Genomic DNA, 17,245 nt, shown 5'->3' with positions numbered 1-17,245 from the left:
AGCATGCTCGGTAAGACCGCTGGCGGACTGTACTGGATGTTCCGCTACCTGGAGCGCAGCGAAAACAATGCGCGCCTCTTGGAGGCGGGTTTTCGAATCGCGCTCACCCGCTCGGCGGCCGCCGAGGACGAATGGATGTCCGTCATCCAGACGGCGGGTGTGCAGACAGGTTTTCTCGAACGCCACGATACGGCCGACTCCTCGACCGTCACCGACTACCTTTTGCGCGACAAGACCAACCCGTCGAGCGTCATTTCGGTGATCGAAGCATCGCGCAACAATGCCCGCCTCGTGCGCACCGCGCTGACGCGGGAGGTCTGGGAAGCGACCAACGAATGCTGGCTGACGCTGAAAGACGCGCTGGCTCGCCCCGTTCGCGATCGCGAATTGCCCGAAGTCCTTGGCCTCATCCGCCAGCAGAGCGCGCTCGTGCGCGCCGCGCTTCATGGCACGATGCTGCGCAACGACATCTACGATTTCGCCCGCATCGGCACGTTCCTGGAACGCGCCGACAACACCGCCCGCATTCTGGACGTGAAATACTACGTCCTGCTGCCCTCGGTCATGCATGTCGGCTCGTCGCTCGACAATGTGCAGTGGGAAACGATCCTGCGATCCGTCTCCGCGCAACGCGCCTATCGCTGGCTGCATGGCGGAGACATCAATTCGCGCGGAATCGCAGAGTTCCTTATCAGCGACCGCCGCCTGCCGCGCTCGCTCGTGTTCTGCTATACGAAGATCGTCGACAACCTGGCCTATCTCGCCGAGGATTACGGCGTGCGCGAAGAGTGTCACGTCAAGGCGGACGAGGTCCTGGGGCGTCTGCGCGGGCATACGATCGAAACGATATTCGAGCAGGGATTGCACGAATTTCTGGAGGAGTTCATCCGTGACAACAACGCGCTGGCCGGACAGATCGAGCAGGATTACCGTTTTTACGGATAGACCATGCGGCTGACGATCTCCCATACGACCCGATATCACTACGAGGAGCCGGTCCACTATGCGCTCCAGCAACTGCGCCTGACGCCCAAATCGCGCGCCGGTCAGAAGATCGTGGCGTGGGACATCGACATCGATGGCGGCACGAAGCAGCTGGAATATGACGACCAGCACAACAATCACGTGTCGCTGATCGGCTTCGATGACGGGCGAACCGAGGTGACCATTCGCTGCAACGGTGTGGTCGAAACCACCGACATGTCCGGCATCATCGGAACGCATGGCGGCTTTGCGCCGCTCTGGCTGTTCATGCGGCCGACGCCGCTGACGCGCGCCGGCAACAATGTGCGCAAGCTGGTCAAGGCGGCCGGCGGCGATTTCGAGGGTGATATCGAACGGCTGCACGCCCTGTCGTCCACGATCGCGGAGACCGTGACCTACGAGATCGGCACATCGCATTCCGCCACCACGGCGGAAGAATCGCTCGATGCGGGGCACGGCGTCTGCCAGGACCACGCTCATATCTTCATCGCGGCCGCGCGCTCCATGGGATATCCCGCGCGCTATGTCAGCGGATATCTGTTGATGGACGATCGCATCGACCAGGACGCCAGTCACGCCTGGGCAGAGGCGCATATCGACGGAGTGGGTTGGGTCGGTTTCGATATCTCCAACGGAATTTCGCCCGACGAACGCTATGTTCGCGTCGCCACGGGCCTCGATTATTTCGAGGCTGCGCCCGTTTCGGGCATGAGACTTGGGCATGGCGATGAAAGCATGGTTGTAAGTCTGCAGGTGCAGCAATAGATTTCAGTCGATTCGGGCTGGAACCTGCCACATGACCTATTGCGTCGGCCTGCGCCTTTCGAAAGGCCTCGTCTTCATGTCCGACACCCGCACCAATGCGGGCGTCGACAACGTCTCCATTTTTCGGAAGATGTTTTCCTGGTCAGTCCCGGGCGAGCGTGTGCTGATGCTCATGACGGCGGGCAACCTCGCTACCACCCAGTCGGTGGTCAGCCTGCTCGACGAGCGGTCCAAGGCGCCGCAGGACCGAAATCCCTCGATCCTCGAAACGCCGTCCATGTTCCAGACCGCGCGTCAGGTCGGTGAGACGCTGCGCGAGGTGATCCAGGCCAATGCGATGACCGGCCAGACGGCCGATTCGTCCTTCAACGCCACGCTGATCCTCGGCGGCCAGATCCGCGGGTCGGAACCGCGCCTGTTCATGATCTACCCGGAAGGCAATTTCATCGAGGCCAATGGCGACACCCCGTATTTCCAGATCGGCGAGACCAAATACGGCCGCCCGATCCTTGTTCGCGCCTATGATCCCGATCTTTCCTTCGAGGACGCCGCCAAGCTGCTTCTCGTGTCCTTCGATTCCACCGTCAAGGCCAACCTGTCGGTCGGCCTGCCGCTCGATTTGCAGGTCTACGAGGCCGGCAGCTTTCGCCTTGGCAAAAGTGAGCGCATCACCGCGGACGACCCGTATTACCAGACGATTTCGACCAGTTGGGGCGAGGCCCTGACGCAGGCGCTCAACTCGTTGCCCGATTTCGAGTTCACCAGCGAACCGACGGCGCCGCGTTAATCCTGACACTTAACCGCCGGCCTCCAAACCGCTTGCGCGCGCTTGCGGAGTAGGCTTTAAAACCCGTCAGCTTTCCGGGCAAAGGTTGCGGAACCACCGCACCGCCGGAACTGCGAAAGTTAGGGAGTAATATTACAATGAGAAAGACTCTTCTTGCCGCGGCAAGCATTCTGGCTCTGTCCGCGACCGCTCAGGCCGAAGTGAAAATGGGCGTCATCCTCGGTTTCACCGGGCCGATCGAATCGCTGACGCCCGACATGGCCGCCGGCGCGGAAATCGCGATGAAGGAGGCTTCCGATTCCGGCAAGTTCCTCGATGGTGAGACGGTCACCGCAGTGCGTGCCGACTCCACCTGCATCGACGCCGCCGCCGCTTCCGCCGCCGCCGAGCGCCTCATCACCTCCGACGGCGTTGTCTCGCTGATGGGCCCGGATTGCTCGGGCGTGACCACCGCCGTGGCGAACAATGTCGCCATTCCGAACGGCGTGTTGCTCATTTCGCCGTCCGCGACCTCGCCGGCGCTTTCGACGATCGACGATAACGGCCTGTTCTTCCGCACTGCGCCGTCCGATGCCCGTCAGGGCGAGGTCCTCGCCGATGTCGCGATGGAGCAGGGGATCAAGTCGATCGCCATCACCTACACCAACAACGACTACGGCAAGGGTCTGTCCGATGCCTTCAAGGCCGCCTTCGAGGCGATTGGCGGCGAAGTCACGATTTCCGCTCCCCATGAGGACGGCAAGGGCGACTACTCGGCTGAAGTCGGCGCCCTGGCGTCTGCCGGCGGCGATGCCCTCGCGGTTCTCGGCTATGTCGACCAGGGTGGCCGTGGTATCATGCAGGCCGCTATCGACACCGGCGCATTCGACACGTTCGCGCTTGGCGACGGCATGATCGGCGACTCGCTGCTCGACCTGCCGGGCCTCGACGCCGCCAAGGTGTTCGGCACCGCCGCTGGTTCCGAGTCCGACGCGGCAGGCAAATACGCCGAGATGGCCGCAGCGGCGGGCGTCACGGGAAGCGGCCCCTACCAGGGCGAGAGCTATGATGCCGCGGCGCTGATGATCCTCGCGATCCAGAAGGCCGGTTCCGCCGACCGAGGCGCGCTTGCCGGCAACATCATGGACATCGCGAACGCGCCGGGCGAACAGATCGGCCCCGGCGAACTCGGCAAGGCGCTCGAACTCGTCGCAGCCGGCACCGATATCGACTACCAGGGCGCAACCGGCGTCGAGTTCACCGATGTCGGCGAGGCGCTTGGTTCCTACAAGGAACTGGCCATCGAAGACGGTGCCTGGAAGACGGTCGCCGTACGCTAGTGCAATTCAGGTTTTGGTTGAAACATCAGAATCGGAATGCGCGTTCGAGCTGAAGGCGAGAGGCAGCGAATTGTGATTCTTTTGCAACCTGAAATGCACTAAGCCGCCTCACGGTCACAAACGAAACGAAGCCCCGGGCCGCATCGCGGTCCGGGGCTTTTCTTTGCCGCTAATCAGCCCAGGTCGTCCGCCGCCGTGCCTGAATCGGCGCCGTCGATTCGCTTTTTGCACCTGTCATATGGCTTTCATAATCCTCTGAAGCATTTTTGCTCCGCAAAAGGCAATTTTTCGTGAGATTGAAATCAGCTGATTGGGGCACTAGGCCGAATTGCCGATTGCGAGAGATAAATCTTTGAAAATAATGCCAAAATGAATGCATCGCGGTTCATCGGCAACCTGACTTGCCGCCCTCTATGAGCCCGAAACGCGTCGGCATCTCGCATTTTCTGCCTGCCCACCCTGTGGAAAAACTGCAAAAGATTTGCTAGCTTTTGTGTAGCCGGCTCACAATGCCGAGGTCCGAAAACCTTCGAGTTTTGGTTGTGGATCGGAGCGTTTCGGACTGCTGGATGCGCCGCGAAAACCTAACACGGGCCGGCTCGCTTTCGCTTCGCGCATGACTGCTTGGACAGGCAAGGAGGGCATCGAAGAAGAACATGAAGCACACTCTGATGACATTTGCGGGCGTCGCCATTGCGCTCTCGCTGACAGGCGTGGCCCGGGCAGGCGGCGATTATGTCGTTCTCTCCCATCCCGAGGTCATCGACGGCAGGACGATCGTCGCGGAAGACGGCAGGCGCTTCCAACTGCACGCGATCGATGCGCCTGACCTCGAACAGCAATGCCTCGGTGCCGACGGCGCGGAATACTCCTGCGGCGAGCAGGCCCGAACCGCGCTCGCCGGCATGGTCGACGGCATACTCACCTGCGATCTGGTGGGAAGCGATGCAGCCGATGGCGGCCCGGTCCGCTGCCATGACTTCGCCGGCCGCGACATCGGCTCGCGCCTGATTTCCGCTGGATGGGCGCTGCCCGACCGCTCGATCGGTCTCGACTACGTCTGGGACGAAATGGAAGCCGAGGCCCGTTCGCGCGGCATGTGGCAGGGACGGTTCGTCCTGCCGGAACGCTGGCGGGCGGGGGCACGCCTTTGAGATGAAACGAAAAGGCCGGCGCATCCGCCGGCCTTGTTCGATCGGGAAGCGCTAGCTGTGGCGCACCTTCTCCGGCAGGATCCCGCGCGGCGAGAACCGCATCACGATCAGCAGCACAAGGCCCATCACGAACAGCCGGAAAGGCGCGGCGATGTCCTGCAGATGCCTGTAGAGCGGCGTCTCCGGATCCATGTTGGCGCTGAGCATCTCGACGATAAAGCGCCCGGCCGGTTCCGCCTCGACCCAGATGAACCAGATCAGGAAGCCGCCGATCACCGCGCCCAGATTGTTGCCCGAGCCGCCGACGATCACCATCACCCAGACCAGGAAGGTGAAGCGCAGCGGGTTGTAGGTGCCCGGCGTGAACTGACCGTCCAGTGTCGTCATCATCGCGCCGGCGATCCCGATGATCGCGGATCCCAGAACGAAAATCTGCAGATGGCGCGCCTTGATGTCCTTGCCCATCGCCGCGGCCGCTTCCTCGTTGTCGCGAATGGCGCGCATCATCCGCCCCCAGGGCGAGTTCAGGGCCCGCACGCACAGCGCCAGGATGATCAGCAGAACGACGGTGAAAAGCCCCGCATAGGCGATTTTCACGAAGGCGCTGGACGCCTCGATCAGCAACTGGCGCAGCATCGATTCGCGCGCCGCCGCGTCGGCCGCCGTCGCCAGCGTATCCGCATGAAACCGGCTGACGAGGTCGATGAACCACGGCGTCTGCTGCAGGTCGATCTCGTAGGGGACAGGGCGCTTCAACCCGGTGACGTTTTTGACGCCCCGCGCCAGCCAGTCCTCGTTCTTCAGGACGGCGATCACGATCTCCGAGATGCCCAGCGTCGCGATGGCGAGATAATCGGACCTGAGCCCGAGCGCCACCTTGCCGATCAGCCAGGCGACGGCCGCCGCAAAGATTCCGCCTACGATCCACGATGCCATGATCGGCAGGCCCAGCCCGCCGATGAAGCCGGTTCGTGCCGGATCCACCGCTTCCACGGCCGACACGGCCTCGCCGAAAACCGGACGCAGGATGATGTAGCCCGCGACCACGATGACGAAGATCGTGAAAGAGCGCAGCTTGCCCTTCAAGTTCGCCGCGACGAATGCGGTCGTCGCGATGATCGCAACCACGATGACCGCCGAGAGCGTCAGCCCGCGCCCGCCCGCGTTCAGCGCTTCCCAGACCGGCGGATGCGACACCACCACGGCGGCGAGGCCGCCCAGTGCGGTAAACGCCATCACGCCCGCATTGAAGAGGCCCGCATAGCCCCATTGCAGGTTCAGCCCCATCGCCATCAGCGCCGAGACCAGGCTCATGTTCACGATGGCGAGCGCGACCGACCAGGACTGTCCGAACCCCACCGCGGCAATCGCCACAGCCATGGCGAGGAAGACCAGCGGTGCGCGCCACGGGCTCTGCCGTTTTTGCACGATGGCGGTCGGCATCGGCGCGGAGGTCTTTTCCGCCTCGGTCTTTTCGGGTCCGGTGTTCAGGCTTGTGTCGGTCATAGCACCTTCCCCTTGAAGATACCGGTCGGGCGGATCAGCAGCACGACGACCAGGATGATGAAGGAAATGGCGAATTTGTAGTCCGTTCCGAGGAACTGCACGAGACCCGAAGGCGCAAGATCGTCGGGCAGCAGATAGGTGCCGAACTTCTTGTAGGCGTAGGTCAGCATCACCTCGGAAAAGGCGATGATGTAGCCGCCCACCACCGCGCCGATCGGCTGGCCGATACCGCCGACGATCGCCGACGCGAAGATCGGCAGCAGCAATTGCAGATAGGTGAACGGCTTGAAGCTCTTGTCGAGGCCATAGAGCGTGCCGGCGATGGTGGCGAGCACCGCCGCGATGATCCAGGTGATCATCACGATGCGGTCCGGGTTGATGCCGGACAGCAGCGCAAGGTCCTCATTGTCGGAATAGGCGCGCATCGCCTTGCCGGTGCGTGTCCGGTTCAGGAAGATGAACAGTGCCGTGACCACGACCAGCGTGACGACGACGGTGATCGCCTGCGTCGTCTGGATCGCCAGTCCTTCGTCGAGCCCGCTCCATTTCTTGAAATCGAGCGCCCGCACTACGAAGCGTTCGCCGTCCGTGAAGCGGCGGTCCTCGGTGCCCATGATGAAACGCACGATGGCGCTGAGCATGAACATCACGCCCACCGACGCGATGACGAGCACCACCGGCGCGGCCTTCCGCTTGCGGTAGAAGGAGAACACCGACTTGTCGATCAGGATCGCCGCCACAGCGGTGACGATGATCGCCGGCACCAGCGCCAGCAGCGCCGTCGGCAGCACGCCGAAGGTGATGCCTTGCGCCTGCAGCGCCCAGGTGAGCAGGATGGTCATCGTCGTGCCGAAGGCCATCAGGTCGCCATGGGCGAAATTGGCGAAGCGCAGGATGCCGAACACGAGCGTCACGCCGAGCGCGCCCAGCGCCAGCTGCGAGCCATAGGCAAGGGCAGGCACGAAGACGAAATTCGTCATCAGGGTCAGCGCGTTGAGAATGTCGATTGTCTCCGGCATGACCTATCCACCCAGGAATGATTTGCGCACTTCGGGATTGGCCAGCAATTCGTGGCCGGTACCGGTGCGCCAGTTTTCGCCGCCGACCAGCACATAGCCGCGATCGGCGATATTGAGCGCCTGGCGCGCGTTCTGCTCCACCATCAGGATGGCGAGGCCGGTGTCGCGCACTTCGAGGATACGGTCGAACAGTTCGTCCATGACGATCGGCGAAACGCCCGCCGTCGGTTCGTCGAGCATCAGCACGGTCGGCCGGGTCATCAGCGCGCGGCCCACCGCCACCTGCTGGCGCTGGCCGCCCGACAATTCGCCGGCCGGCTGCCGCCGCTTTTCCTTGAGGATCGGGAACAGCGTGTAGACCTGTTCCATTGTCGCGCGAATGTCGTCGCGGCGCAGATAGGCGCCCATTTCGAGGTTTTCCTCGACGCTCATCGAGGTGAAGACATTGTTGGTCTGCGGCACGAAGGCGATGCCCTCGGCGACGCGCGCCTGCGGAGTCAGCTTCGTGATGTCCTTGCCGTCGAGCACGACCCGGCCGAGCCGCAGCTGCAGCATGCCCAGCATCGCCTTCATCGCGGTCGATTTGCCGGCACCATTGGGGCCGACGATAACGGCGATCTCGCCTTTCTCGACCCCGACCGTACAGTCCTTGAGAATGTCCGCGCCGCCATAGCCGCCGGTCATGCTTTCTCCGATGAGATACATCAGGCGTCGGCCTCCGTGTCACCGGTTTCAAGCGCCTGCGTCTGGCCCGGCGTCTTGTTCTTGAGGCCGCGGCCCAGATAGGCCTCGATCACCGCCTCGTTGTTCTTGACCTCTTCCGCCGTTCCTTCGGCCAGCACGGTGCCCTCGGCCATCACGATTACCGGGTCGCAGAGCCTGCCGATGAAATCCATGTCGTGCTCGATCATGCAGAACGTGTAGCCGCGTTCGCGGTTGAGCCGCACGATGGCGTCGCCGATCTCCGCCAGCAGGGTGCGGTTGACGCCGGCGCCCACCTCGTCGAGCAGCACCACCTTGGCGTCCGCCATCATGGTGCGGCCGAGTTCGATGAGCTTCTTCTGCCCGCCCGAGAGGTTGCCCGCCAGTTCCTGCGCGACATGGCCGAGATTGAGGAAGTCGATCACTTCCATCGCGCGCTGGCGGATCTCGATTTCCTGACGCTTGACCTCGCCATAGCTGAACCAGCTCGAAACCAGGCTCTCGCCGAGCTGATGGTCGGGAACCATCATCAGGTTTTCCAGCACGGTCAGCGTCGAGAACTCATGCGCCAGCTGGAAGGTGCGCAGCAGGCCCTTCTTGAACAGCAGATGCGGCGGCAGGCCCGAAACGTCCTCGCCGTCGAGAAGGATCTGTCCGCTCGTCGGAGACAGGTTTCCGGCAATGATGTTGAAGAGCGTCGTCTTGCCGGCGCCGTTCGGACCGATCAAGCCGGTGATCGACCCTTTTTCGATTTTCAGCGACGCGTTGTCGACGGCGCGAACGCCACCGAACAGCTTGTACACGGATTTGACTTCGATCATGACGTCCCGGACCACTGATTTCCGGCGTCTCAAGCACTTCCAATCGCGAAAGGCAATATTCTCCTGCGTTTCACGCCGGTTTTGCCCGCAAAGATCAATAGAACCGACCGTTTTACCGGATTCTGCGCGTCATCGGGCCGAACCGGCGCGCAGGGCGACGGCGTGACGGACGAGTTCGGCGTTGTCCGGTGTCATCCGGCCGTCGGGGAGGAGCCTCCCGTCCTCGAGGCCGATCCGTGTCGACCAGCGGCGCTTGAACGCATGTTCGGCAAGCGGCCACATCATCGCGTCGATACCATGCAGCAGGATCGGCTTGCCAACGCCGTTCCTGTCGAGGATATCCGAAATCCGATCGGTGGCGGCGAAGGCGGGGCTGGCTTCCTGTTCTTCGATCTCGATCAGGACGCGCAGAACAGGCGGCTGAGCGCGCAGGCCGACGAGGCGCTCGGCATCCTCGGCTGTCGCCAGTCCGGCCTCGATACCGACACCGCGGCTTGCCAGGATTCGCATGATGTCCGGCGCATCCGGTTCGCTCAGATTGACGGAGGCGTAGTCCGGCAACACCGTCCAGCTTTCGAGTGCGGCACGCGTTCGGTCACGGTCCTGCTCGATCCATTCTCCGGTCGATACGCCGATAAGCGTGCCGGGGCAGGCGGCGCGCAGCGCGGCCACGGTCTCGTCGATCGCGAACAGGCTTTCCAGCCCGTTTGCATCGCGCGGATGGACATGAAGTTCCGCCGCGCCGGCGTCTATGCATTGCACGGCGTCGCGCGCGACCGCCGAAGCGTCGAATGGCAGTTTCGGGTGAAAATCGGCCGGGCGCGCTCCGTTGAGGCAAGCCTGCACGATCACCGTCAGCCTCCGAGTTCCACCGAACGCTTGCGCGCGGCCTCGACCGCTTCGGTCATGAGCTTTGTCAGCCTGTCTTCGCCCATCAGGACGGAGAGGGCCGCGGCGGTGGTGCCGCCCGGGCTGGTTACCTGTTCGCGCAGCGTGCCCGGTTCCACGCCGCTCTGCTTCTGGTAGACGGCCGCGCCGTAGATCGTCTGTCCGGCGAGAAGGGCGGCCAGGTCGTCCGGCAATCCGGCGGTCTTCGCCGCCTCGGTCAGCGCCTCGATCATGTGGAACAGATAGGCGGGGCCCGAGCCGGAAACGGCCGTCACCGCATCCATCAGCGCCTCGTCTTCGACCACCGCCGTCTCGCCGCTTGCCGCCATCAGGTTTTGCGCGAAATCGAGCTGCTCCGCGCTCGTCGCCTTGTTGGCGCAGATGACCATCATGCCCGCGCCGACGGCGGCCGGCGTGTTCGGCATGACGCGGATGACGGCAGTTTGCGGACCGAAGGCCTTTTCGAACCGGTTGATGGTGATGCCCGCTGCAACGCTGACGATCGCCGCGCCCTCGGCGGCGAGGCCGGCATAGGCCGGCAGTACGGAATCCATGACCTGTGGCTTGACCGCCATGATGATCAGCGCCGGCGCGAGGTTGTCCGGCAGATCCTCGGCCGATGCGACGGCAATCGCGCCGAGCCCGGCCGCGCGGTCGCGAAGCGCATCGTTGGGTTCGACGACAAGCGCATCGTCGGCCGCCAGTTTCTTCGATTGAAGCCAGCCCTGAAGCATGGCGAAACCCATGTTTCCGCAGCCGGCGAGCACGACGCGTCCGTTTGTCGACATGATCTCTCGTCCCTTTTCCTGTGTCCGGGATAACGGCGCTGTCGTGCGCGCGCAAGCTGGCTTTATCGGCAAATCCGGCGGGTGCGGTCGCGCGCCAACCGTGTTATCGCTCGCCGGTCAACGGGAACCGTCATGCATCTTGTCTTCGCCACGCCTGTCCTGCCCGCCGCTTCGCCCGACAGCATCTCCGGCATGGCCGGTCGCACGATCATCGACGGCCTGCGGCGCACGGGCGTCCGGGTCACGCGGCTCGGCTATTCAAGGGCCGGCGCGTCCTCGCCCGGAGACGATGCGGTCAGTCTTGGCGAAATCGGCGGGATCGACGAGCTTTCCCTGCGCCCGGACACGCTCCTGACCGCGATGTCTCGCGGCATGCCGCTTTCCTCCGCCGCATTGCGGATCGCGCCTGACACCGAGCTGCGCGCCGCGCTGGAGGCCCTGGGCCCCTCCGACGGTATCGTCCTCGACGGCGTCGCTCTTGCCGGCGCGTATCCGCTGCTCGCGAAAAAGCCCTTCCTGTTGCTGCCGGGCGATGTCGGGGAACGACCTTTCTTCGGTGAGGAAAACGCCGTTCCGGCTTTTCTCCGCCGTCTCCTTGTCGCCCGTGAAGCGCGGACTCTGGACGCGCTCGAACGAAAACTGGCCGCCGACGCGCGATATGTATTGCCCCCGTCCGGGGAAGACGGCGAGCGTCTCGGTCTCGATGCGGACCGTTCCGGCATTCTGCCGCCCGTCGGCGCGCCGCCCGAGCCGTCGGGTCTGCGCCTCCCGGCCTTCGATGTCGGCATGCTCGGGGACTGGACGCATCCGCGTATGCGCGCCGGGCTGGAGTGGTTCCTGACGGAAATCGTGCCCCTGCTGCGCCCGGAGGTCTCCATCGCCGTCGCCGGCAAGATGCCGCGCGGCCTTGCGCGGCGGTCCCGGCGGGTTCTGTTTCTCGGGCCGGTGATGGACAATGACGAGTTCCTGCGCCAGTGCCGGATTGTGGCGCTGACCGCGCGGGGCCGGGAAGGCCTCTATCCCGCGACGCTGCGCGTTTGCGAGCTTGGCCTGCCCGCCGTCGCCACGCCGCAGGCGCTGCGCGGAATGTCGGATCTGCCGGGCAGCATCGTCCGCGCGGAGGAGCCGAAGGCCTTCGCCGCCGCCCTGCACGATCTTGTCGTCAGCCAGCGCACGGAGAGTCTGACCGACGCGGACGGTGCCACCTTCCATGCGGAGCGTCAGGCGCGGGCGGATCGTGTGATCGCCGATGCTCTGGCCCGGTTTTCCGGCTGACATCACGCTCTTCCCGGCGAAATTCAGCGATCCGGCAGCCCGAAATTAACCTTTTGTTACCCATGAAATTTTAGTCTCTCTTTACCACTCGCGACTGTCGCGAGACGTGCAAATCCAGCCTGGTGGCCGATGTACGAAGCCGATCACAATCGCCCGGGACGTCTCGAAAAGGCGTCGCCATCGCGGGCCGGCGCTTCCGCCGGACGCCCGGCGAGAGCCGCGCGCGACGAGAACGCGGCCTTGTTCGGCAAGGAACTGGATCGCCTGTCCGCTGCCGTTGGCTCGACCTTCAAAGCCTGGCGAATGCCCGTCATCGCGCTGACCGTCGGCGGACTTCTGATCGGCGGTGTGGCTGCCGCGTGGATGCCGAAACTCTACACCGCGCAGGCTGAAATCCTGTTCGATCCGAGGCCGGCCGGCGGCGAGACCGGTGACGCCGCGGCCGATTTCATTCTTCGCCAGCGTGCTTTCGATATTGTCGACGGCGAAATCGGCATCGTCCGGTCCCCGGTGGTTCTGGAACGGGTGATCGAACGCGCCAAACTGGATCAGGATCCCGAATTTCGCGGCGACTACGGCGCTTTGGGGCTGATCGGATCGATCCGGGGCTTCCTGTCCCTGTTCTCGCCGGGTGACGCGGTGCAGGACCGTACCGTTGTCCGCCGCCTGCGCGAAAGCCTTCATGCGGAACGGACCTCGGCGAATTTCATCGTCGATGTCGGCGTGACCACGCGCGACGCCGAGAAATCGGCAACGCTCGCCAATGCGCTTGCCGGCGCCTTGGTCGAGCAATTGAAACGCGAGAAGGCGGAAGCGGCGACCAGCGCCTCGATGTCCCGTCGCGACACCGGTCGATCGACGGTCGAAGAGCCGTCGCTCGCGAAAGCCGAAATAGAACTGATCACCCCGGCGCGTATCCCTGACGCGCCATCCTCCATATCGCCCGTCGCCATTGTCGCGCAGTTCGGTTTCGCGGGTCTCGCGCTCGGGATCGTCCTGTCCCTCGCGGCTCTGCTTCGCAGCATCGTATTCGGTGTTGCACGGCAAAACGCCGGACGCGCGGAGCGCGATGCCCCGAATGCAGTGGCCGACAAACCCGATGACTTCCGCAAGGCGGTCGATGCCGTCCGCAAGGCAACCGGGCCGGAGACTGTGCCCGGCATGGCCCGATCCGGTCCGGAACAAAACGAAAGCGAGAACCCGATGCATCCCTATCCGGCCTACTATCCGTTCATTCAGCCGCAAGAACCCGCTGCCATGCAGCCCGCGCCCTATCCGGTCGCGCCGCAACAGGCCGTTGCGCAGCCGCAGCCGCAGCCGATTGCCTATTGGCCGGCCCCTCCGATGCCGCAGATGGCTTATCCGCCGGCCCCCTCCTGGTACGCCTGGCCCGCACCGCAGGCCCCCGGCTGGCCCCATGCGCCGTCCGCGTACGCTCAGCCCGCGCCGGCGCAAATCCCGCCGCCGCAGCCCGTGGCGCAACAACCCGCACCGATCCATGCCGTCGAGGCGCCGGCCTTCACGCCTGAGGATCCCCGGGAACTGGAGGAACTGCGCCAGCAGGTTCGCGAAATCCGGGAGACTCTGGAAGGGCTGATCACCCGCCGTTCCGGGCACCTGCGCCGGGTGGCCTGACGCCCGTCGCGGACATCGCGAAAAACTTATCCGATTCCGCCAGAAATCGGCGCATCCGAGGTTTTCTTTCGCGCGCAAGCCGTGCAAATGTCCGCCCGCAATCTCGCAGCGGGAGACAAATCACATGGCGGAACGGATCGATGGCGCGGTGCTTGCCGGCGAAGTCCTCGAAGAGGTCAAGGCGGCGGCCGACAGGCTGAAAGACCAAAAGGGCGTGCAGACCGGCCTTGCCGTCGTCATTGTCGGCGAGGATCCGGCAAGCCAGGCCTATGTCCGTTCGAAGGGCCTGCGAGCCAATGAATGCGGCTTCAAATCCGTCACCCACAAGCTTGCCGAAGACACGTCGGAGGCGGACTTGCTCGGCCTGATCGACGATCTCAACGCCGACGACACGATCCACGGCATCCTCGTCCAGCTTCCGCTGCCGGGACACATCGACGAAGGCAAGGTCATCCAGGCGATCGATCCGGACAAGGATGTCGACGGCTTTTCCTTCATCAATGTCGGCAAGCTCGGAACGGGTCAGGTCGGCGACGCTTTCGTGCCCTGCACGCCGGCCGGCTCCATGCTGATGATCGAGCGCGTTCTCGGCAAGGACCTGTCCGGGAAGAACGCCGTCGTCGTCGGCCGCTCCAACATCGTCGGCAAGCCGATGTTCAATCTTCTTCTGGCCGCCAACGCCACTGTGACCGTCGCCCATTCGCGCACCGCCGACCTGCCGGCGCTCTGCCGCACCGCCGATATCCTGGTCGCCGCTGTCGGCCGCCCGCTCATGATCAAGGGCGACTGGGTGAAACCCGGCGCCGTTGTCATCGATGTCGGGATCAACCGCGTTCCCGCGCCCGAGAAGGGCGAGGGCAAGACCCGACTCGTCGGCGATGTCGATTACGAGGAGGCCGAGAAGGTCGCATCCGCCATCACGCCGGTTCCCGGCGGCGTCGGCAAGATGACCATCGCCATGCTGATGGCGAACGCCGTGACCTCCGCCTATCGCAGTGCCGGCGAGCAGCCGCCGCGCTTTTGATTTCGCTTTTCGCGGCGTACCGGCTGGGCTATAGCGCGCCGTCATGATCGCGGACGACGAGACGCCCAAGCGCCATTTCTCATTCATCCTGGCGGAGTTCTTCCCGATGTTCTGCCTGGCGGCGGCGATCGATGTGCTGCGCTCGGCGAACCGGCTGTCCGACACCCAGTATTACGGCTGGTCGACCGTGTCGCATGACGGCCAGCCGGTCGATGCTTCCAACAGGCTGGCGATCAAGGCGGCCTATGGCGTCAACGACATCCCGCAAAGCGATATCGTCTTCGTCGTGGCGGGCCTGACCACGGAGTTCCCCGGCAAGGCGCGCATCGTCGCGGCGTTGCGGTCGCTCGGGCGGCGCGGCGTCGGTCTGGGCGGCATTTCCATCGGCAGTTACACGCTCGCGGAGGCCGGTCAGCTGGAGGGTCGCCGCTGCACGATCCACTGGGAAAACCGCGCCTCGTTCCGCGAGGCCTTCCCGCATATCGAATGCACCGGCAATGTCTACGAGATCGACCGCAACCGCTACACTTCGGCGGGCGGCACCACCTCCGTCGACCTGATGCTGGAGATCGTGCGCTCCGATTTCGGGCCGGACCTCGCCCACAAGGTCGCCAACCAGTTCCAGCATGAACGCATCCGCAGCCACGAGGACCGCCAGCGCGTCGGCCAGGAACCGGACCTGACCGGCAAGTCGGACAAGCTGCGCAAGGTCACGGAGCTGATGGCGGAGAACCTCGAACTCCCGCTGACGGCCGGTGAACTGGCGGGCTCGGTCCATCTTTCCGTGCGCCAGGTCGAGCGCCTGTTCCTGCGCCATCTCAACTCGACGCCGGGCCGCTACTACATGACGTTGCGGCTGGAGCGCGCGCGGCAGTTGCTGCGCCAGACCAACATTCCGATCCTCGAAGTCGCGCTGTCCACGGGCTTCACCTCGCACAGCTATTTCGCGCAGAGCTACCGGCTGCAATTCGGCCGCGCGCCCAGCGACGAGCGCCGCACCAGCTTCTGATCGCATGCGGCAAGCCGTCGCTTGACCATTCTCCACGGAATTGCCAAGTGGACGTCATGACGGTTTCGCGCATCGAAATCCGGCCGGTTCGCGGCCTCTGGCTACGCCTGTTCGTTCTGGCGGCGGTGATCCTATCGGCGTTTGCGCACCGTCCGGCCGTCAACGCACCGTCCTCCTACGAATTGGCGCAATATGTCCTGCCCGATGGCACATTGCCCGATCTCTGCGCGACGGATCAGGACGGCGCGCCGGTTCACGAGCATGCGTTTTGCGATTTCTGCCTGATCGCCGGGGCATCCGCGCCGGCACAGCCTGCGGTCTCGGCACTCTCACGGCCTCTTCCCCTTTTGCTGGCCGTCATGATGCCGGTGAAGACCGCACCGCCGATCGCAGCCGTTGAACTTGCCACCGCGTCGAAACGCGGGCCCCCGTCGATTTCTGTCTGACGCCTTCGGGCGCAATCGAATTCCGAAAACAGAAAATGGCCGCGCGCTTAGGCGTCGCGGTTCGATCAGATGGGAAAACAGACATGAAAAAACTGCTCACCGCTGCTGCGGCCGGCGCCGCGCTCTTCACCGCCACGCTCGTGGCCAATGCGCATGACTATAAAGCCGGCGACCTGGAAATCGTCCATCCGTTGGCGCGCGCCACGCCGCCCGGCGCGCCGGTCTCCGGCGGCTACATGACGCTTCGCAACACCGGCGGGGAAGCCGACCGGCTGATCGGCGGGTCAGCGGACTTCGCTGGCAAGGTCGAAATCCATGAAATGGCCATGGACGGTGACGTCATGAAGATGCGCCAGCTGGCAAACGGGCTCGAAATCCCGCCCGGCGGCGAGGTCGTGCTGAAGCCCGGCGGCTACCACGTCATGTTCATGCAGATGAAGGAACAGCTCCAGCCCGAGACCAGCCGCAAGGCAACGCTCGTCTTCGAGAAAGCGGGTGAGGTCGAGGTCGATTTCAGCGTCGTCACGCCCGACAAGCTCAAGATGGACATGCAACACTGATTGCGTTCGATCAACGCGCGAGGCGTCTCACGACGCCTTGCGCCGCGCGATCCCGGCGCCGTGGCCGCCGAGCGTGCGATAGGCGCGGTTGCAGTGTACCAGCGGGTCGCCATGCGCGCCGCGGGTGATCGTGCCGACGCTGCCGAAAATGACGTGATGCGTGTCCTGGCGATGCGCGCTTCCGACATGGCAGTCCAATGCGGCGAGGGCGCCTTTCAGGCGCGGAGAGCCGGTCGGTGTGTCCAGCCAGTGCGCGCAGGCGAACTTGTCTTCGCTGAACTCCGGTAGCCGCCCCGCGAAGGCGTCCGCGACTGCCTGCTGGTCTTCGCGCAGGATGTTCAGGCAGAAGCGCCCGTTTTCGAGAATGGACTGGACAGAGCGGCTCGCCGCGTTGATGCAGACGAGGATGGTCGGGCTGTCGCCATCGGCGGCGACGGGTGTCATCGCGGAAACGGTCACGCCGGCGCGGCCCGCCGGTCCGTCCGTCGTGACCACGGTCACCGTGGCCGCTGTCAGGCTCATCGCGTCCAGGAAAGCTTCCCTCAGCATGCTGGGTCCGCCCT

At 64.3% G+C, this 17,245-nt stretch carries 18 protein-coding genes; 11 read left to right on the top strand and 7 right to left on the bottom strand.

The window, feature by feature from the left end:
- Positions 1–3: 3 nt before the first annotated feature.
- The 5 genes from LC343_RS06945 to LC343_RS06925 all read left to right on the top strand — a co-directional run bounded on the left by LC343_RS06945 (position 4) and on the right by LC343_RS06925 (position 5,009).
- A complete protein-coding gene (locus LC343_RS06945) occupies positions 4–945 on the top strand; it encodes an alpha-E domain-containing protein (protein ID WP_223476382.1) in 942 nt (313 codons plus the stop codon).
- 3 nt (positions 946–948) lie between these two features.
- Positions 949–1,749 (top strand): transglutaminase family protein, encoded by an 801-nt coding sequence (locus LC343_RS06940; protein WP_223476381.1) that lies wholly within the window; start codon positions 949–951, stop codon positions 1,747–1,749.
- 31 nt (positions 1,750–1,780) lie between these two features.
- Positions 1,781–2,536 (top strand): proteasome-type protease, encoded by a 756-nt coding sequence (locus tag LC343_RS06935; protein WP_223476380.1) that lies wholly within the window; start codon positions 1,781–1,783, stop codon positions 2,534–2,536.
- Positions 2,537–2,673: 137 nt separating this feature from the next.
- Positions 2,674–3,855 carry an ABC transporter substrate-binding protein gene (locus LC343_RS06930; RefSeq protein ID WP_223476379.1) on the top strand — a complete coding sequence of 394 codons (1,182 nt, stop codon included), beginning with the start codon at positions 2,674–2,676 and terminating at the stop codon, positions 3,853–3,855.
- 656 nt (positions 3,856–4,511) lie between these two features.
- Positions 4,512–5,009 carry a thermonuclease family protein gene (locus LC343_RS06925; protein WP_223476378.1) on the top strand — a complete coding sequence of 166 codons (498 nt, stop codon included), beginning with the start codon at positions 4,512–4,514 and terminating at the stop codon, positions 5,007–5,009.
- 51 nt (positions 5,010–5,060) lie between these two features.
- Here LC343_RS06925 and LC343_RS06920 read toward each other — a convergent pair whose 3' ends face one another.
- The 6 genes from LC343_RS06920 to proC all read right to left on the bottom strand — a co-directional run bounded on the left by LC343_RS06920 (position 5,061) and on the right by proC (position 10,733).
- Positions 5,061–6,515 carry a branched-chain amino acid ABC transporter permease gene (locus LC343_RS06920; RefSeq protein ID WP_223476377.1) on the bottom strand — a complete coding sequence of 485 codons (1,455 nt, stop codon included), beginning with the start codon at positions 6,513–6,515 and terminating at the stop codon, positions 5,061–5,063.
- Positions 6,512–7,534 (bottom strand): branched-chain amino acid ABC transporter permease, encoded by a 1,023-nt coding sequence (locus LC343_RS06915; RefSeq protein ID WP_223476376.1) that lies wholly within the window; start codon positions 7,532–7,534, stop codon positions 6,512–6,514. The genes LC343_RS06920 and LC343_RS06915 overlap by 4 nt, the downstream gene beginning before the upstream one ends.
- A gap of 3 nt (positions 7,535–7,537) precedes the next feature.
- Positions 7,538–8,239 (bottom strand): ABC transporter ATP-binding protein, encoded by a 702-nt coding sequence (locus LC343_RS06910; RefSeq protein WP_223476375.1) that lies wholly within the window; start codon positions 8,237–8,239, stop codon positions 7,538–7,540.
- Positions 8,239–9,057: an ABC transporter ATP-binding protein gene (locus LC343_RS06905; protein WP_223476374.1), complete on the bottom strand. Its 819-nt coding sequence runs from the start codon at positions 9,055–9,057 to the stop codon at positions 8,239–8,241. The genes LC343_RS06910 and LC343_RS06905 overlap by 1 nt, the downstream gene beginning before the upstream one ends.
- A gap of 129 nt (positions 9,058–9,186) precedes the next feature.
- A complete protein-coding gene (locus tag LC343_RS06900) occupies positions 9,187–9,909 on the bottom strand; it encodes a 3-keto-5-aminohexanoate cleavage protein (protein WP_223476373.1) in 723 nt (240 codons plus the stop codon).
- A gap of 2 nt (positions 9,910–9,911) precedes the next feature.
- Positions 9,912–10,733, bottom strand: a complete 822-nt coding sequence (gene proC / locus LC343_RS06895; RefSeq protein WP_223476372.1) for a pyrroline-5-carboxylate reductase — start codon at positions 10,731–10,733, stop codon at positions 9,912–9,914.
- A 132-nt stretch (positions 10,734–10,865) separates the two neighbouring features.
- Here proC and LC343_RS06890 point away from each other — a divergent pair, with 132 nt between their 5' ends.
- From LC343_RS06890 to LC343_RS06865, 6 genes are all read left to right on the top strand, one after another.
- A complete protein-coding gene (locus LC343_RS06890) occupies positions 10,866–12,008 on the top strand; it encodes a glycosyltransferase family 4 protein (protein WP_223476371.1) in 1,143 nt (380 codons plus the stop codon).
- Positions 12,009–12,137: 129 nt separating this feature from the next.
- The gene (locus LC343_RS06885; RefSeq protein ID WP_223476370.1) at positions 12,138–13,643 is read left to right on the top strand and encodes a GumC domain-containing protein; all 1,506 of its coding nucleotides are present in this window, start codon (positions 12,138–12,140) and stop codon (positions 13,641–13,643) included.
- 124 nt (positions 13,644–13,767) lie between these two features.
- On the top strand, positions 13,768–14,667 hold the full coding sequence (locus LC343_RS06880) for a bifunctional methylenetetrahydrofolate dehydrogenase/methenyltetrahydrofolate cyclohydrolase (RefSeq protein ID WP_223476369.1): 900 nt from the start codon (positions 13,768–13,770) through the stop codon (positions 14,665–14,667).
- Positions 14,668–14,710: 43 nt separating this feature from the next.
- The gene (locus LC343_RS06875) at positions 14,711–15,676 is read left to right on the top strand and encodes a GlxA family transcriptional regulator (protein ID WP_223476368.1); all 966 of its coding nucleotides are present in this window, start codon (positions 14,711–14,713) and stop codon (positions 15,674–15,676) included.
- Between the two features lie 47 nt (positions 15,677–15,723).
- Positions 15,724–16,122 (top strand): hypothetical protein, encoded by a 399-nt coding sequence (locus tag LC343_RS06870; protein WP_223476367.1) that lies wholly within the window; start codon positions 15,724–15,726, stop codon positions 16,120–16,122.
- Between the two features lie 83 nt (positions 16,123–16,205).
- Positions 16,206–16,682: a copper chaperone PCu(A)C gene (locus LC343_RS06865; protein WP_223476366.1), complete on the top strand. Its 477-nt coding sequence runs from the start codon at positions 16,206–16,208 to the stop codon at positions 16,680–16,682.
- A gap of 27 nt (positions 16,683–16,709) precedes the next feature.
- Here the strand turns inward: LC343_RS06865 and LC343_RS06860 are convergent, their stop codons facing one another.
- Positions 16,710–17,231, bottom strand: coding sequence for a flavin reductase family protein (locus LC343_RS06860; protein ID WP_223476365.1), 522 nt, complete (start codon positions 17,229–17,231; stop codon positions 16,710–16,712).
- Positions 17,232–17,245: the final 14 nt, after the last annotated feature.

The sequence above is a fragment of the Oricola indica genome (assembly GCF_019966595.1).
GTDB classification, from domain to species: domain Bacteria; phylum Pseudomonadota; class Alphaproteobacteria; order Rhizobiales; family Rhizobiaceae; genus Oricola; species Oricola indica.
Note: the sequence above shows the minus strand (reverse complement) of the source record. Positions and strands in the feature narration are given on the sequence as shown.

Coding starts and splice junctions, on each gene's coding strand:
- LC343_RS06865 (WP_223476366.1), top strand. CDS start 16,206: ATGAAAAAACTGCTCACCGCTGCTGCGGCCGGCGCCGCGCTCTTCACC.
- LC343_RS06905 (WP_223476374.1), bottom strand. CDS start 9,057: ATGATCGAAGTCAAATCCGTGTACAAGCTGTTCGGTGGCGTTCGCGCC.
- LC343_RS06915 (WP_223476376.1), bottom strand. CDS start 7,534: ATGCCGGAGACAATCGACATTCTCAACGCGCTGACCCTGATGACGAAT.
- LC343_RS06940 (WP_223476381.1), top strand. CDS start 949: ATGCGGCTGACGATCTCCCATACGACCCGATATCACTACGAGGAGCCG.
- LC343_RS06930 (WP_223476379.1), top strand. CDS start 2,674: ATGAGAAAGACTCTTCTTGCCGCGGCAAGCATTCTGGCTCTGTCCGCG.
- LC343_RS06945 (WP_223476382.1), top strand. CDS start 4: ATGCTCGGTAAGACCGCTGGCGGACTGTACTGGATGTTCCGCTACCTG.
- LC343_RS06910 (WP_223476375.1), bottom strand. CDS start 8,239: ATGTATCTCATCGGAGAAAGCATGACCGGCGGCTATGGCGGCGCGGAC.
- LC343_RS06935 (WP_223476380.1), top strand. CDS start 1,781: ATGACCTATTGCGTCGGCCTGCGCCTTTCGAAAGGCCTCGTCTTCATG.
- LC343_RS06890 (WP_223476371.1), top strand. CDS start 10,866: ATGCATCTTGTCTTCGCCACGCCTGTCCTGCCCGCCGCTTCGCCCGAC.
- LC343_RS06880 (WP_223476369.1), top strand. CDS start 13,768: ATGGCGGAACGGATCGATGGCGCGGTGCTTGCCGGCGAAGTCCTCGAA.
- proC (WP_223476372.1), bottom strand. CDS start 10,733: ATGTCGACAAACGGACGCGTCGTGCTCGCCGGCTGCGGAAACATGGGT.
- LC343_RS06925 (WP_223476378.1), top strand. CDS start 4,512: ATGAAGCACACTCTGATGACATTTGCGGGCGTCGCCATTGCGCTCTCG.
- LC343_RS06860 (WP_223476365.1), bottom strand. CDS start 17,231: ATGCTGAGGGAAGCTTTCCTGGACGCGATGAGCCTGACAGCGGCCACG.
- LC343_RS06885 (WP_223476370.1), top strand. CDS start 12,138: ATGTACGAAGCCGATCACAATCGCCCGGGACGTCTCGAAAAGGCGTCG.
- LC343_RS06920 (WP_223476377.1), bottom strand. CDS start 6,515: ATGACCGACACAAGCCTGAACACCGGACCCGAAAAGACCGAGGCGGAA.
- LC343_RS06875 (WP_223476368.1), top strand. CDS start 14,711: ATGATCGCGGACGACGAGACGCCCAAGCGCCATTTCTCATTCATCCTG.